The 15224-nt window shown below is 58.7% G+C and carries 10 protein-coding genes; 4 read left to right on the plus strand and 6 right to left on the minus strand.

Annotation, left to right across the window (positions count from 1 at the left end):
* Positions 1 to 339 precede the first annotated feature (339 nt).
* Entirely contained in the window at positions 340 to 708 is a 369-nt protein-coding gene (locus tag CKW20_RS27370; RefSeq protein WP_048396474.1) for a PilZ domain-containing protein, read from the minus strand.
* A gap of 157 nt (positions 709 to 865) precedes the next feature.
* On the opposite strand from CKW20_RS27370, the gene CKW20_RS27375 reads away from it, so the two are divergent.
* From CKW20_RS27375 to yjiA, 3 genes are all read left to right on the plus strand, one after another.
* Positions 866 to 2932 carry a carbon starvation CstA family protein gene (locus CKW20_RS27375; RefSeq protein ID WP_095055679.1) on the plus strand — a complete coding sequence of 689 codons (2067 nt, stop codon included), beginning with the start codon at positions 866 to 868 and terminating at the stop codon, positions 2930 to 2932.
* A 15-nt stretch (positions 2933 to 2947) separates the two neighbouring features.
* Positions 2948 to 3145, plus strand: a complete 198-nt coding sequence (locus tag CKW20_RS27380; RefSeq protein ID WP_007895266.1) for a YbdD/YjiX family protein — start codon at positions 2948 to 2950, stop codon at positions 3143 to 3145.
* Between the two features lie 121 nt (positions 3146 to 3266).
* Entirely contained in the window at positions 3267 to 4238 is a 972-nt protein-coding gene (gene yjiA / locus CKW20_RS27385) for a GTPase (protein ID WP_095055680.1), read from the plus strand.
* Between the two features lie 108 nt (positions 4239 to 4346).
* On the opposite strand, the gene CKW20_RS27390 is transcribed toward yjiA, so the two are convergent.
* From CKW20_RS27390 to glyA, 4 genes are all read right to left on the minus strand, one after another.
* On the minus strand, positions 4347 to 5054 hold the full coding sequence (locus CKW20_RS27390; RefSeq protein ID WP_095055681.1) for a GntR family transcriptional regulator: 708 nt from the start codon (positions 5052 to 5054) through the stop codon (positions 4347 to 4349).
* Between the two features lie 26 nt (positions 5055 to 5080).
* Positions 5081 to 5785 (minus strand): FadR/GntR family transcriptional regulator, encoded by a 705-nt coding sequence (locus CKW20_RS27395; protein ID WP_048396477.1) that lies wholly within the window; start codon positions 5783 to 5785, stop codon positions 5081 to 5083.
* A 67-nt stretch (positions 5786 to 5852) separates the two neighbouring features.
* Positions 5853 to 7166, minus strand: coding sequence for a C4-dicarboxylate transporter DctA (locus CKW20_RS27400; protein ID WP_095055682.1), 1314 nt, complete (start codon positions 7164 to 7166; stop codon positions 5853 to 5855).
* A gap of 275 nt (positions 7167 to 7441) precedes the next feature.
* Positions 7442 to 8695, minus strand: coding sequence for a serine hydroxymethyltransferase (gene glyA, locus CKW20_RS27405; protein WP_008008672.1), 1254 nt, complete (start codon positions 8693 to 8695; stop codon positions 7442 to 7444).
* A gap of 274 nt (positions 8696 to 8969) precedes the next feature.
* On the opposite strand from glyA, the gene CKW20_RS27410 reads away from it, so the two are divergent.
* On the plus strand, positions 8970 to 11312 hold the full coding sequence (locus CKW20_RS27410; RefSeq protein WP_095055683.1) for a glycoside hydrolase: 2343 nt from the start codon (positions 8970 to 8972) through the stop codon (positions 11310 to 11312).
* 16 nt (positions 11313 to 11328) lie between these two features.
* Here the strand turns inward: CKW20_RS27410 and CKW20_RS27415 are convergent, their stop codons facing one another.
* Positions 11329 to 15177: an EAL domain-containing protein gene (locus CKW20_RS27415; RefSeq protein WP_095055684.1), complete on the minus strand. Its 3849-nt coding sequence runs from the start codon at positions 15175 to 15177 to the stop codon at positions 11329 to 11331.
* Positions 15178 to 15224: the final 47 nt, after the last annotated feature.

Here is a 15224-nt window from a genome sequence, read left to right on the forward strand (position 1 = left end):
CAACTTGACCATGACACTGGCCGGTGCCTTTTTTTCAAACCGCGCTAGAACTTCTGCCCACATCGTTTTCGTCACCCTGACTGGAGTTTTGGGGGGATTCTAAACGAAGACCTTGAAAGGGCTGGCTGTAAGAGCGGAACCTTAAGCGGCCGTGACCGCAGAAATGGATATGTACTCCCAACACCCAACACCAAACACCAAGCACCGGCAGTGAATCTCTGTAGCTCAAGAGATGTGTAGATCCCATGCCGTGATAGCGGTTTGTCAGTCGACATTTGTGGTGGGATTAAAATCGCCATCGCGGGCAAGCCCGGCTCCCACAGGTATTGCGTCGAGTCTTCAGATTTCGATCAGTGCGCCCAGCTCCCGCTCCAGCTCTTGCGGATCGCCCAGGTTGAACTCGATCAACCGCCGCAGGCGTTCAATCGATTCCAGGCTGATGTGTTTGCAGACAAACCCGAGTTGACCATGGTCATCGTGGGTCAACATCACATCCATCTTGATCTCGACGTCTTCGTTAAGATGAATATCAACCAGGAAATGCCAGTCTGGATTACCCAGCCACGGCTCGGGCTTCTCGATAAGCAGCCCCTTGAGCGACAAGTCGATCAACTTCACCGGCCAGATGAATTCCCCCTGGCTCAGCTCGGTTCGGGCATCGAACGCAATACGTTTGAAGCGGCGGCGATCAGCAGGGTGGTCACTCATGGCGCAATCCTCTGAATGTCCGCTGACTATAGACCCGCATTGTTGAAGCCTGCCAGCCAAGACGGGTCTTGGATCAATGTCGGGGATGGCCTTTGCCGTCAGTAGCGCTAAACTCCGGATGGCTGTCTTTCTTGTCCACTCTGGCTGGAATCATAAAATGAAAAATAATAATAGCCTGCTACGCCACCTACCCTGGCTGCTGCTGGCAATCCTGGGAGCGTGCGCCCTGGGCGTAGTGGCATTGCGCCGAGGCGAGGCGATCAATGCCTTGTGGATTGTGGTTGCCGCGGTGGCCATTTATCTGGTCGCGTATCGCTACTACAGCCTGTTCATCGCTAACAACGTGATGCAACTCGATCCGCGTCGGGCTACACCTGCCGTGCTCAACAATGACGGTCTGGACTATGTACCGACCAACAAACACATCCTTTTCGGTCACCACTTTGCAGCCATCGCTGGCGCAGGGCCACTGGTCGGCCCGGTATTGGCGGCGCAGATGGGCTACTTGCCCGGTACGCTGTGGCTGATTGCCGGCGTCGTGCTGGCCGGTGCGGTTCAGGACTTCATGGTCCTGTTCCTGTCCACCCGCCGCAACGGCCGTTCCCTGGGCGACATGGTCCGTGAAGAAATGGGCCGCATCCCCGGGACCATCGCGCTGTTTGGCTGCTTCCTGATCATGATCATCATCCTCGCGGTGCTGGCGCTGATCGTGGTCAAGGCCCTGGCCGAAAGCCCGTGGGGGATTTTCACGGTGATGGCGACCATCCCGATCGCGATGTTCATGGGCATTTACATGCGCTACATCCGCCCGGGGCGCATTGGTGAAATCTCGGTAATCGGCGTGGCGTTGCTGCTGGGTTCGATCTGGCTGGGCGGGCAGATTGCCGCTGACCCGGTGTGGGCCAAGGCGTTCAGCTTTACCGGGGTCCAGATCACCTGGATGCTGATTGGCTACGGTTTTGTCGCGGCGGTGTTGCCAGTCTGGCTGATTCTGGCCCCGCGCGATTACCTGTCCACCTTCCTCAAGATCGGCACCATCGTTGCGCTGGCGATCGGCATTCTGATCACCATGCCCGAGTTGAAAATGCCGGCATTGACCCAGTTCATCGACGGCACCGGGCCGGTGTGGAAGGGCGGTCTGTTCCCGTTCCTGTTCATCACCATTGCCTGTGGCGCAGTGTCCGGTTTCCACGCGCTGATCTCCTCCGGCACCACACCGAAACTGCTGGATAACGAGGTTAACGCCCGTTACATCGGTTATGGCGGCATGCTGATGGAATCCTTCGTCGCCATCATGGCCATGGTGGCCGCTTCGGTGATCGAGCCGGGCGTGTACTTCGCCATGAACAGCCCGCCAGCGGTCGTCGGCGGTGACGTGGTGGCTGTGGCACAAGCTGTCAGCGGCTGGGGTTTCGCGATTACCCCGGAAGCGCTGCAAGCGGTGGCCAAGGACATCGGTGAAACCACCATTCTGGCCCGTGCCGGCGGTGCGCCGACCTTGGCGGTCGGTATCGCGCAGATCTTGCACAGTGTGCTGCCGGGCGAAAACACCATGGCGTTCTGGTACCACTTCGCGATCCTGTTCGAAGCGCTTTTCATCCTGACCGCGGTCGACGCCGGCACCCGTGCCGGTCGATTCATGCTGCAGGACTTGCTCGGCTCCTTCGTGCCAGCGCTCAAACGCACCGAGTCCTGGACCGCCAACCTGATCGCCACCGCCGGTTGCGTGGCGATGTGGGGTTATCTGTTGTATCAAGGCGTGATCGACCCATTGGGCGGGATCAACACCTTGTGGCCGCTGTTCGGCATCTCCAACCAGATGCTGGCCGGAATCGCGCTGATGCTGGCAACCGTTGTGCTGATCAAAATGAAACGCCAACGCTACGTCTGGGTGACCATGCTGCCAGCGGTGTGGCTGCTGATCTGCACCACCACAGCAGGCTTCATCAAGCTGTTCGACGCCAACCCGGCGATCGGCTTCCTGTCGCTGGCGAAGAAATACAGCGATGCGTTGGCCAACGGGCAGATTCTGGCCCCGGCCAAGAGCATCGAGCAGATGCAGCATGTAATCTACAACGCCTACACCAACGCAACGCTGACGGCGCTGTTCCTGTTCGTGGTGTTCAGTATCCTGTTCTATGCGCTCAAGGTCGGCATTGCCGCCTGGGGTACCAAAGAACGTACGGATAAAGAATCGCCGTTCCAGGCTCAGCCGGATGCGTAACCTGAGGATTGCACCATGTTCAATGACCTGAGTCGCCTCGGTAAATACCTCGGTCAGGCCGCGCGCCTGATGGTCGGCATGCCCGACTACGACAACTACGTCGAGCATATGCAAACCAAACACCCGGACAAACCGGTGATGAGCTATGAGATGTTCTTTCGCGAGCGTCAGGAAGCCCGTTACGGTGGCAAGGGTGGACCGAAGTGCTGTTAATGCACGCGGTTTAGGCAACACACCACTGTAGGAGCCCGGCTTGCCGGCGATGGCGATCTTCAGGACGCCTTCGCCGGCAAGCCGGGCTCCTACAGTTTTTTTGCGTCCGGGAGACCTTATCTTGTTAGCCCCAATTCCTGTCACGATCCTTAGCGGCTTTCTAGGCGCCGGCAAAACCACGTTGCTGCGCCACCTACTCAAAGCCGAGCACGGCCTGAAAATCGCCGTGATCGAAAACGAATTCAGTGATGCCGGTATCGACACCCAACTGTTGGGCGACGAGCCGGTGCAAGTGATGACGCTGTCCAACGGCTGCGTCTGCTGCACCATCCACACCGATTTGACCAAGGCGCTGTACCTGCTGCTCGAACGCCTGGACAGTGGCGAAATCGCCTTCGATCGTCTGGTCATCGAATGCACCGGTCTGGCCGATCCGGCCCCAGTAGCGCAAACCTTCTTCATCGACGAAGAGCTGCGCGAGCGCTACATCCTCGACGGCATCATCACTCTGGTCGACGCCAAACATGCTGAACATCACCTGACCCAGACCATCGCCCAGGCGCAGATCGGTTTTGCCGACCGCTTGCTGGTGAGCAAACGCGATCTGGTGGACGAGCCGACCTTCACCGCCCTTAGCGAGCGTCTGACCCGCATCAACCGTCGCGCGCCGATTCGCTTGGTCGACCACGGCAAGATCGACCTGGCCGAGTTGCTCGACGTGCGCGGCTTCAATCTCAATGCCGATCTCGGCGGTGGAATGAGTCTGCGTCCAGTGAGCAAGGCGCCGTCCATCGACCGTATCTCCAGCCTGGTGTTGCGCACCGACAAGCCGCTGGATATCGACAAGCTCAGCGAGTTCATGAACGAACTGCTGGAAGACCATGGCAAGCAACTGCTGCGCTACAAAGGTGTTTTGAACATCCTTGGCGAGCCGCGGCGCATGGTGTTTCAGGGGGTCTTGAAGTTGTACGGCTTCGACTGGGATACGGAATGGGCTGATGATGAAACACGCGAAAGCGTGATCGTGTTCATTGCCGATGATTTGCCGGAAGAGAAGATTCGTGAGGGGTTTGCGCGGGTCGCGGCGGATTGAAACGTTGTGTTCGTCAATGATGACGTCTTCGCGGGCAAGCCTCGCTCCTACAGTTGAGTGTGGGTCATCCGATCATCTGTAGGAGCGAGGCTTGCCCGCGAAGGCGATCTAACCGGCAACACGATTTCGGCTAGATACCGGTTCTGAGTTCAGTAATGTCTCTTCCAAATGATCAAGATGCCGGGTCATCAACGTCACTACCATTGCCACATCCCCGTACTCAACCGCATTCAAAATCCCTTCATGCTCCTGCCAGGCGCAATAACCTTCCGCCTGCGTATCAAACTGCGCAATCGCCAACGATGTCAGTGGCACCAGAGTGCCAAGAAAATGCGCCAACGGTGCATTCCCCGCCATTTCGGCCAGTTGCAGATGAAATTCCCCTGACAATCGAATGGCCGGACCACGCGCCGTGCATTGGCGCTCGCTATTAATCAAGGCGCGCAGGCGTTTCAGGTCCTGCGGACGAGGCTGCTGGCAGGCCAGTCGAGCCAACATGATTTCGGTCAGTCGTCGGGCATGCAGCGTCTGTCTAGTCTGTTCGGCATCGGGTGCGGCGACTCGGGGACGATGATGGGTCCGAAGGATAATGATCTGCTGATGGGACAGCTGCGTCAGCACGCCGCGAATGTCACTGCGTCGAGCACTGAACATCTGCGCCAGGCTTTCTTCGGTAAAACGACTGGCTGCATGGATGCGCTGTTCGAGAATGGCGTCGAAGATCCGTGAATAGAGATCATCCGCTGGCGGTTTCCCGGTGTCCGTTCGGGAGAAGGGCAGGGCAGTGAATATCTGTGGTGAGGCGAAGCTGTTCATGGCCTGTCTCCAGTTCGAAGAGGGGTTCAACTGCCGAGGTGGTCGTCCGGGATGTTCAATTCGATGCCCATCCGCTGGCCTTCGCGAAGGATGTGCCGACGCATCTCGGCGCTGGCCTGGGCGCTGTTCTTGCTGCGGATGGCACGCACCACGGCTTCGTTTTCTTCAAGGCGTTCAGCCAGATGCTCCGGCGAATTGCGCAGCACGTCGGCGCTTTGCTTGAGGGCATTGCTGGTCTGCTGCACCACGCTCTGGAAAATCGGGTTCGAGGTCAGGGCGAACAGCTCCTCGTGGAACGCGATGTAGGCATTCACGCCAGCCTCGCTGTCGTTGGCCTCAAGGGCTTCGCGCATGTCCATCAGGGTCAGACGTAGTTGTCCGACTTCTTTGCTGCTGATGGACTGCGCCACCAAGCCGACGATGAAGGGTTCGAGGGTGTAGCGCAGTTGCAGCACGTCTTCCAGGCTGGCCCCGGCTACCGCGCTGTCGTGGCTTTGGCTGTCGCTGAGGTTGGCCTCCAGCACCACAACGCCTTTGCCCGGCATGGAACGCACCAGCCCGAGGGTTTCCAGCACGATGACTGCTTCGCGCAGGCTCGGGCGGCTGATGCCCAGTTGTTCGGCCAATTCACGTTGCCCCGGCAGCATTTCGCCGGAGCGCCACTGACCACGGGCCAGCGCGGCCCGAAGTTTTTCTACGACTGAATTTACAACGGTCGACGAGGTAATCACTGTTCGCTCCATGAGCATCCATAACGTTTGATGACCGTGCCTGCCCTCAGACAGGCACGGCGATTATTCAAAATTCCTGCTGATGCGCCGGGGCAACGGGTTTTCTCGGCTGGAAGGTATAACCCACCTGACCAGAAAGCACTTTGTTCGCCCGTTGGATATCGATGTCCTTCTCCCAGCGGGCGATGGCCACGGTGGCGACGCAATTGCCGATCAGATTGGTCAGCGCCCGGCCGATGCCCATGAACCAGTCCACCGCCAACACCAGCACCAGGCCTACTACTGGAATCGCCGGGATCGCCGTCAATGTCGCGGCGAGAATCACCAGCGCAGAACCGGGAATCCCGTGGGCGCCTTTGGAAGTGATCAGAGACACCAGCAAAATTGTCAGCAAATCGGTCATGGCCAACGGCGTGCCGGTGGCATTAGCGATGAACACAATGGCCAGGGTCAGGTAGATCGAAAAACCATCAAGGTTGAACGAGTATCCGGTCGGAATCACCAGCCCGACCGTGGAACTGCCGATGCCCAGATGTTCAAGCTTGCGCATGATTTGTGGCAGCACGGCGTCGGAGGAAGCGGTGCCCATGACGATCATCAATTCTTCGCGCAGGTACTTGAGCAACGGCCACATCTTCAGGCCTGAAAGCCGCATCACCAGGCCGAGAATCAATGTCACGAAGGCCACACAGGTCAGATAAAACAGGCCGACCAGGCTGCCCAGGTGCTGCAGCGAATCCAGGCCATATTTACTGGTTGTGAAAGCGATGGCGCCGAACACGCCGATCGGCGCCAGGCGCACGATCATGCCCATGATGCGGAAGATCACGTGGCTCAGCTCATTGATCAATCGGGAAATACCCGACGCCGCTTCGCCCACCAGATTCAGCGCACTGCCGAACAGCACCGAAAACAACAGGACTTGCAGAATGTTGTTTTCCGCGAAGGCACCGATCACCGAAGTCGGAATCAGACCCATCAAAAACTGGGTGGTAGTGTGCATGTGCTGCCCGCGCTGGGCGATATCGCCAATGTCCGCGGCGGAGAGCTGATCCAGATGAATGTTCGCGCCGCTGCCGATGCCGGTCGTGAAGGCGAACACCAAGCCGATCACCAAGGCGATGGTGGTCAGGATTTCAAAATAGATGACTGATTTGAGGCCGATGCGGCCGACCTTCTTCAGGTCGCCGGCGCCGCTGATACCGCTGACCACTACGCAGAACACGATCAAGCCAATGAGCATCTTGATCAGTTTGATGAAACCGTCGCCGAGGGGTTTGAGCTGGGCGGAATATTCGGGAAGGGTCAGCCCGCAGACGATGCCGAGCACCAGTCCGAGAACCACTTGAAGGAAGATTGAACGCGAGCACCATCTGAGCATGGGAGGAATCCTGGTCGGTGTCCTGGCTGCCGTGCGCGAGGCGCATCAGATTCAGGACTTAATTATTGTGGTCTTACCGGTATGTCCAGTGCAGGCGCAGTCTAGGCGCTGTTTTTGGGTGATCGCAAGCATATTTTGAATAATTGGCATGACCGGTCTTACCAGTTGGACGCAATGCCCCGACCTTGAGCCTTTTCATTATTTGAAAAAAACGCGGACGAAAAAAAACCGGCCATCACTGGCCGGTTTTTCATTACTGCGGTTTAGCGGGGCAATTAAGCGCCGTATACCGGCAGCTTCTTGCAGATGGCCTTGACCTTCTCACGAACGGCGTCAATCACCGCTTCGTTGTTCAGGTCAGCCAGGATGTCGCAGATCCAGCCGGCCAGCTCTTTGCACTCTGCTTCCTTGAAGCCGCGAGTGGTCACTGCCGGCGTACCGAAACGCAGACCGGAGGTGACGAACGGGGAGCGTGGATCGTTCGGTACCGAGTTTTTGTTCACGGTGATGAACGCTTTGCCCAGTGCGGCGTCGGCGTCTTTACCGGAGATTTCCTGCTTGATCAGCGACAGCAGGAACAGGTGGTTCTGAGTACCGCCCGACACCACGTCGAAACCGCGCTCGATGAACACGCCGGCCATGGCCTGGGCGTTTTTCACCACTTGTTGCTGGTAGGCCTTGAACTCAGGCTGCAGCGCTTCCTTGAAGCAGATCGCCTTGGCAGCGATCACGTGCTCCAGCGGGCCACCCTGGGCGCCCGGGAATACCGCGGAGTTCAGCTTCTTCTCGATGTCGGCGTTGGCGCGAGCCAGAATCAGGCCGCCACGTGGACCGCGCAGGGTCTTGTGGGTGGTGGTGGTCACGACGTCAGCGAATGGAACCGGGTTCGGGTAGACGCCAGCGGCGACCAGACCGGCCACGTGAGCCATGTCGACGAACAAGTAGGCGCCAACTTTGTCAGCGATTTCGCGGAAGCGCGGGAAGTCGAGGATCTGCGAGTAAGCAGAGAAACCGGCCACGATCATTTTTGGCTTGTGCTCAACCGCCAGGCGCTCGACTTCGTCGTAGTCGATCAGGCCATTGGCATCGATACCGTACTGAACGGCGTTGTACAGCTTGCCGGAGGACGAAACGCTGGCACCGTGGGTCAGGTGACCGCCGTGCGCCAGGCTCATGCCCAGGATGGTGTCGCCCGCTTGCAGCAGGGCCAGGTAAACGGCGCTGTTGGCTTGGGAACCGGCGTGTGGCTGAACGTTGGCGTAATCGGCGCCGAACAGCTCTTTGGCACGGTCGATGGCCAGTTGCTCAACCACGTCGACGAACTCGCAACCACCGTAGTAGCGCTTGCCCGGGTAGCCTTCGGCGTACTTGTTGGTCAGTACCGAGCCTTGAGCTTCCATCACCGCAGGGCTGGTGTAGTTTTCCGAAGCGATCAGCTCGATGTGTTCTTCCTGGCGCTGAGCTTCTTGCTCCATGGCGGCAAAAAGGTCGGCGTCGTACTTGGCAATAGTCAAATCACGGCTGAACATGGCGGTCCTCAAGGATCGGGGCAGAAAAGGGGGGCATTCTAACCCAACCGCTTTTAGATGGCATATGAAAGGACATCATGTCGCAGACAAGTGGTGTTCATGCCGTTGAATCACCCCCTCAAACCGGCCTCGAAAAGCGTGGATACAAAATGATCGATAAGACGCGTAGCCCTATCGGGCACTATCCGCTCTCTGGGGGGCCTTGGGGGATGTATCCCGGAAGAGGCTTGAATCGACGAAAAATGATCTTCGCTAACCATAAAGCGCAAGGGCCATGACCATCACCGATCAACTGCCTGCAACGCGTCAGCTTGTTTCCCTTTGCCGCTGGATAGCGTTTGCATGGGCGATTGTATTTGCCTGCATGGCATTGGCGGTCGAGCGAGCCTGGGCGGCTACTCCCGTGTTGCTGGACAGTCCTGCCGGGCAATTTTCGATCGAGCCGGATACCTTGGCCGTTTCGCTCACTCCTGCGAACGGGCAACCAATGGCCTTGGTCTCCCCGGCATTCAGCGGCGCGACCATTGAGTCGTTGGCCAAGGGGCAGTGGCAGATTATCGTTGGCGAAGAGCGTTACAAGGTTACAGCCAAGGTCGAGGACAGTGCATTGCGGGTCTCCATCCTCTCGCAACGTGCTTCAGTGTTGAACTGGCCGCAGACCGCTGATCCCGGGGCCATCAAGGCCTATGCCTTTCCTTTTGGCGAGGGCAGTTATGTGCCTGCCGACGACTCCGGGTGGCTCGACTGGTTGGTGCGTCGATATGAACCGGAAAGCGTTTTGAGCATTCTCTCCATGCCGTTCTGGACCGAGTTGCGGGAGGGGCGCTCGATTACCTGGTTGCTTGAAACACCCTTGAACACCACCTTCCATGTTGAACGCAAGGCAGAACGCCCGCGACCGGCATTTACCCACCGGTTTTCCCCTTTGTCGCTGGATGCCGCCTATACCTTGCGCATAGTGGTCGGGCCGGAGGATCCACTGGCGGGGGCGCGCAGTTACCGGCAATGGCTACAGGCCGAGGGGGCTTTTGTTTCCTTGAATGACAAGATTGCCCGAACGCCCGAAGTTGCCAAGCTGGGGGGCGCGCCCCACATCTATTTGTGGGGCGCCGATCCGTTGAAAACTACGGACATTGTTCAATGGCGTGCGTTTGTGGAGCAGTTCCAGCGCCAGAAAAGCGATCCGGCGCAACTGGCGGGCCAATTGTGGAAAACGTTCGATGCCGAGGCTCGGAAAAACTTCGAAACCGCATTCAAGGCATCCGCCAAGCGCGAGGGTAATGTCGAGCCGTGGCTCAAACGTGAGGTGGTTCGTGCTCTCAATGGGGCATTGTTGAAGGTGATCGCCCGCCCCGTCGTAACGCCTTTGCCGGGAGGTCATGATCCCGGCGGCGAGGTCCTTTGGGCCCGAGAAATGAAAACTGCGATGAATCAGGCCTTTGGCCCCTTGCTGGCTCCTGAGCAAGATTGGGGCGGCGGTTTGTCGACCGTATTGGTTCAGGCGCTGCAATCTGCCGGTTTGAGCCGTGCCTGGCTGGGTACCAACGAATGGCGCTCGGCGCTCTGGCACCCCGAAGCCGTCGAGAAGGCGAAGGCTGCGGGTTATCTGGTGGGGGTTTATGACAGTTATGGCAGCGCGCACCCCTCCGATTTCAAGGCGACCTGGTCTACCGCGCAAATGGGCGATGAGCTGGCGAAGGCCGGTTACCTGGATGAGAGCGGGCAACTCGTCACGGGTTTTGCCGGTCGAGGTGTCTACGTCAGTGCGCGTGCTGCTCACAGTTATGCGCTGAAGCGCATCGATGCCATCGTAAAAAATGCCGGGCTCAACAGTTATTTTCTGGATGTGGACGGGGCCGGCCCACCGCTTGAGGACTATACCCCGGGCCGAGAGACCAGTGAGGCGCAAGATAGTCAGGAGGTCCGCCTCAGGCTGGCTTATCCGACCGAAAAGCTGGGACAGGTCACCGGAACGGAAGGCGGGTTGTCCTGGTATGTGCCACAGTTTGCCTTTGCCCACGGCATGACGACCCAGCCCTTTGCCTGGATGGATCCTGATATGAAGGATCCACGCTCACCGTTCTATCGAGGGCGTTATTGGCCCGACGAGACCCCCAGCCTGTATTTCAATCCCGTGACGCTCAAGCCCACCATTGCGCGCTACGTGCGTTCGCCACAGTTTCGCCTGCCCCTTTATCAAATTGCCCTGCATGACAGCGTGGTGACGACTCACCACTGGGAATACGGCTCGTTGAAATTCGCCAATGAGCTGGAGGCGACGGCTCTCATGCAACTGCTGTACATGGTTCCGCCGCTGTACCACCTGGCCGATGAAGTCATGAAGCGCGACGTGCCCCTGATAGCGGCTTATGACCGTATCTTCCGCCCCCTGCATGAACGGCTATATTCAGTGGCGATGATGGATTTCGAGGTGTTATCCGAGGATCGCGTGCTACAGCAATCGACGTTTGCAGATGGAACTCGCATCACCGCTAATTTTGGCGCCGAGTCGCGTGCCATTGGAGAGGCGACATTGCCCGCCCTGTCGGCACGTATCGAGGAGCCCGGTCAGCCTGTGCAAGTGCATGAAATGAGTGCGGTGTTCAAGCGACGTTGACAGCGTCAGTCAGCGTTCAATCAAGCATGAAGAGCGCATCATTACTGAACTGCGCCTCAAACCGACTCGCCGGCATCGGTCGGCCGAACAGATACCCCTGAACCTCATCGCAACCATGCTCACGCAGGAAGTCGAGCTGCTCATGGGTTTCCACGCCTTCGGCGATTACCGCCAGATTGAGGCTGTGGGCCATGGCGATGATCGCCCGGGCAATTTGCGCATCCTGTTCGCCCGAGGGCAGGCCATCGACGAAGGTGCGGTCGATTTTCAGCACGTCGATCGGGAATTGCTTGAGGTAGTTGAGCGATGAATAACCAGTGCCGAAGTCATCGACCGCAATGCTCAGGCCGAGGTTTTTCAATCCGGCGAGGATCTGCATCGCCTCGCTGACTTCGCGCATCAGGATACTTTCAGTCAACTCCAGCTCCAGGCACGCCGGCGACAGACCGGTTTCCTTGAGGATGGTAGCGATCCGTGTGCCAAGCTGCCCGTCCGAGAACTGCCGAGCCGAAATGTTCACCGAAACTTTCGGCACCCGCACCTTGGCCTGATGCCAGGTCTTGAGCTGACGGCAGGCTTCGCCGATCACCCAGTCGCCGACATCCACCACCAGCCCGAGCTCTTCGAGCACCGGAATGAAATCCCCCGGGGGCACCAGGCCGCGTCGCGGGTGGCGCCAGCGCAGCAGGGCTTCGGCACCGGTCAGGCGTTTGCCGTCGCCGCTGAACTGCGGCTGGTAATACAGCACGAACTCGTTTTGCTCCAGGGCATGGCGCAAGTCGCTTTCCAGCTCCAGACGCTCCAGGGCGCTGGCGTTCATGTCCGCCTGATAGAACTGGAAGTTGTTCTTGCCGCGCTCCTTGGCGTGGTACATCGCGGTGTCGGCGTTCTTCATCAACTGACTGAGCTCGCTGCCGTCCTGAGGGCTCAGGGCAATACCGATACTGGCAGTGACAAAAAACTCGCGGCCTTCCAGCACGAACGGTTTCACCAGGCTGGCGAGGATCTGTTCGGCCACATGAATCGCCCGGTTCAGGGCGATCTCGCGGTTGACCCGCGGTTGCAGAAGCAACGTGAACTCATCGCCGCCCATGCGCGCCACGGTGTCGTCATCGTCGACGCAACCCAGCAGGCGCGTGGCCATTTCCTTGAGCATGCGATCGCCGGCGGCGTGGCCCAGGGAGTCGTTGATCGGCTTGAAACGGTCCAGGTCGAGGAACATCAGCACCACCCAGGACTTCTGCCGTTCAGCCGATTGCAGCGCGGTGTGCAGGCGATCCTGGAACAGTGTGCGGTTGGGCAGATGGGTCAGTGCATCGTAATAGGCGAGGCGATGAATCCGTTGCTCACTGGCCTTGCGTTCGCTGATGTCACTGAAGAAACACACGTAGCTGGCCAGATCGCCTTCATCATCGAGCACCGCCGTAATCCCGACCCAGGCCGGGTAATGCTCGCCATTGCGTCGCTTGAGCCAGACTTCGCCTTCCCAGGTGCTGTGCTGATGCAATTGCTTGAGCACATAGCGCAGATGAGCTTCCTGCTGCTCATCGACGGTGAGCATGTTCGGCAACTGATCGAGGACCTGGGCCACCGCATAGCCGCTGACGCGACTGAAAGCCTCGTTGGCCTGGACGATGTAGCCGGCCGGGTCAGTGATCAGAATTGCCGAGGTCGAGTGCTCGAATACCGTGGCCGCCATGCGCAGGTCTTTTTCGGCCCGACGTTGCTGGCTGATGTCGCGACCGACCCCGAGCACACCTTCAAAGGCACCTTGCTCGTCCCAGACCAGCACCAGACGCAACTCGATGGGGATCTTGCGTCCGTCGGCGCGCAGGCAGTCGAACAGAAATAGCTGGGTCTGCACCTGACCGCGCAGCAGCGCCAGTTGTTCGGGTTTATCCAGCGCTTTGCTGACCCGGTCCATCAGGGTGTAGATGCCGGTCAGTTGTTGCGGGTTGGCGATGGTCGATTGCCAGCCGTTCTGGAATATCCAGTCGGCGTCGAAGCCCAGCACGGCTAGCACCGAGGGGCTGACGTAATTGAGCGCCAGTTTGCTGTCGGTGGAGAAAATCACATCACTGATGCTTTCGGCGAGCATCCGGTAACGCTGCTCGCTGTCGCGCAGAGACTCACTGGCTTCGATCTGCTCGGTGATGTCTTTGGCCACGCCGATGATGCGCGTGACCTGATCGTGTTTGTCTCGTGCCAGGGCTTGTTCGCGAATATCGAAACGCCGCCATTTACCGTTGCGATGACGGAAGCGCAGTTGGCATTGCAGCAATTGGGTGTAGCCGGCATGGCGCTGGGACTGGCGCGATCGGTGGTAGTAGTCGGCATCTTCGGGGTGCAACAGGATTTCCCAGAAATACTCGCCCATCTGGTGCAGTTCGGTGCGGTTGTAACCCAGTGTTTGCCCCAGGTGATGGTTGCTGAAGATCATCCGCTGGCTGATCACATCCTGCACATACAGATGATCCGGCACGGTGCGTACCACGTCGGACCAGAACCCTTCACGTTCCAGCAGCGACAACTCGATGAGTTTGCGGCTGGTGATGTCGCTGATACTCAGGATTACCGCCTTGTAGTCGGCCTGATCTTCCGGCAGGTGCAGCACCAGCCACAGATGCTGGTCGCGGCCATTGGCGTCCTGGAGTTTGATTTCCAGCTCAAGCTGTTTCTGCTGGTGCAGCACCGCTTCGAGCACTTGATTGCCAATGGCCGTGCAGTCCAATGGGTAGCCGTCGATCAGCAATTTCCAGGCTTGATCGCAGGAATTGACGTTGAGCAGTTGCAGGGCGACCTGGTTGACCTCGGTGATGCGCAGTTCCTGCAGCAGTTGCTGGCGTTGCTCTGATGTCTGGAGCCAGGCCTTCAGCTGCTCGCTGCTATTGAGTTGAGCCTTGTCGAAGATGCTTCTGAGCCCGGACAGGTCCAGCACGCACAGCGCAACGCCGGTGCCTTCGAAAATGTCCTGATAGCGTCGGCGGCCCTCATGCAATTGGCGTTGACGGCGACGAATGTTCAGTAGAGCGATGAATGGCAACAAGGAGAGGGCCAGGCCCAGCAGGCATTTGCCGATGAACGCCGGCAGCAGTTGTTCGATCACCCGTTGCCGGTCGAACAACCCGCGCAGTTGCCAATCACTGCTGCTCAAGGGGACTGTCAGCACGCTGTTGGCCAGCTCATCCGATGTCAGCACGGCCGGTTTGCCCGAGGGCTGGGCGTCATCGCGACTGATGATTTGATGATTGATGCGGTTTTCCACCAGCCACTGGGGGCGGATGCCGACGTCGCCCTGTTTGGTCAGTGAGGAGAAAAACGTTGGCGTCAGGCGCAGGACCCAATAGCCGCGGCTGCTGCCGCTGCCCTGATGCAGGAGCAGGTGCACCACCGAACCGTCATCGGCATTGCTGAAATAGTGGGCCTGGGCGTGGCTGCGCTGGACCAGTTCGCTCAGGTAATTGGCGTCCTGGCTGTCGGCGGCGCTGTCGCTGAGGATTTTTCCGGAGGGACTGAGCAGCGCCAGGCTGCGCAGGTCGGGCAGCGATTGTTGCAGTTTGCGCAGCAACGCCTGCTGTTCGTCGGGACTTTGTGGTTGTTCGATGATCGGTAGCAGATTAAGGGCGATCTGGGCATTGAGCGCCATGTTCAGGCTGACTTGCGCAGCCAGATCGGCGGAGTAGTCGATGGTGTACTGGCGCTGGTTTTTCTGGGTTTCGCGAAGCTGATCCAGCAGTTGCCAGAACAGCAGTGCGAGCAGCAACAGCACAAGGGCCGCCAGCGCACCCTTCAAGGTTCCGCGCAGGGGCGAGCCGGTCGCAGGATTGAGTGCGCTCGCGGACGATGGCGGAGAAACATTGGACAAACTGTAATCCTGCGGTTTGGCTGGACTGACGCGACGTGCACTATAAG

It is taken from the genome of Pseudomonas sp. Irchel s3b2, assembly GCF_900187445.1.
Taxonomy (GTDB): domain Bacteria; phylum Pseudomonadota; class Gammaproteobacteria; order Pseudomonadales; family Pseudomonadaceae; genus Aquipseudomonas.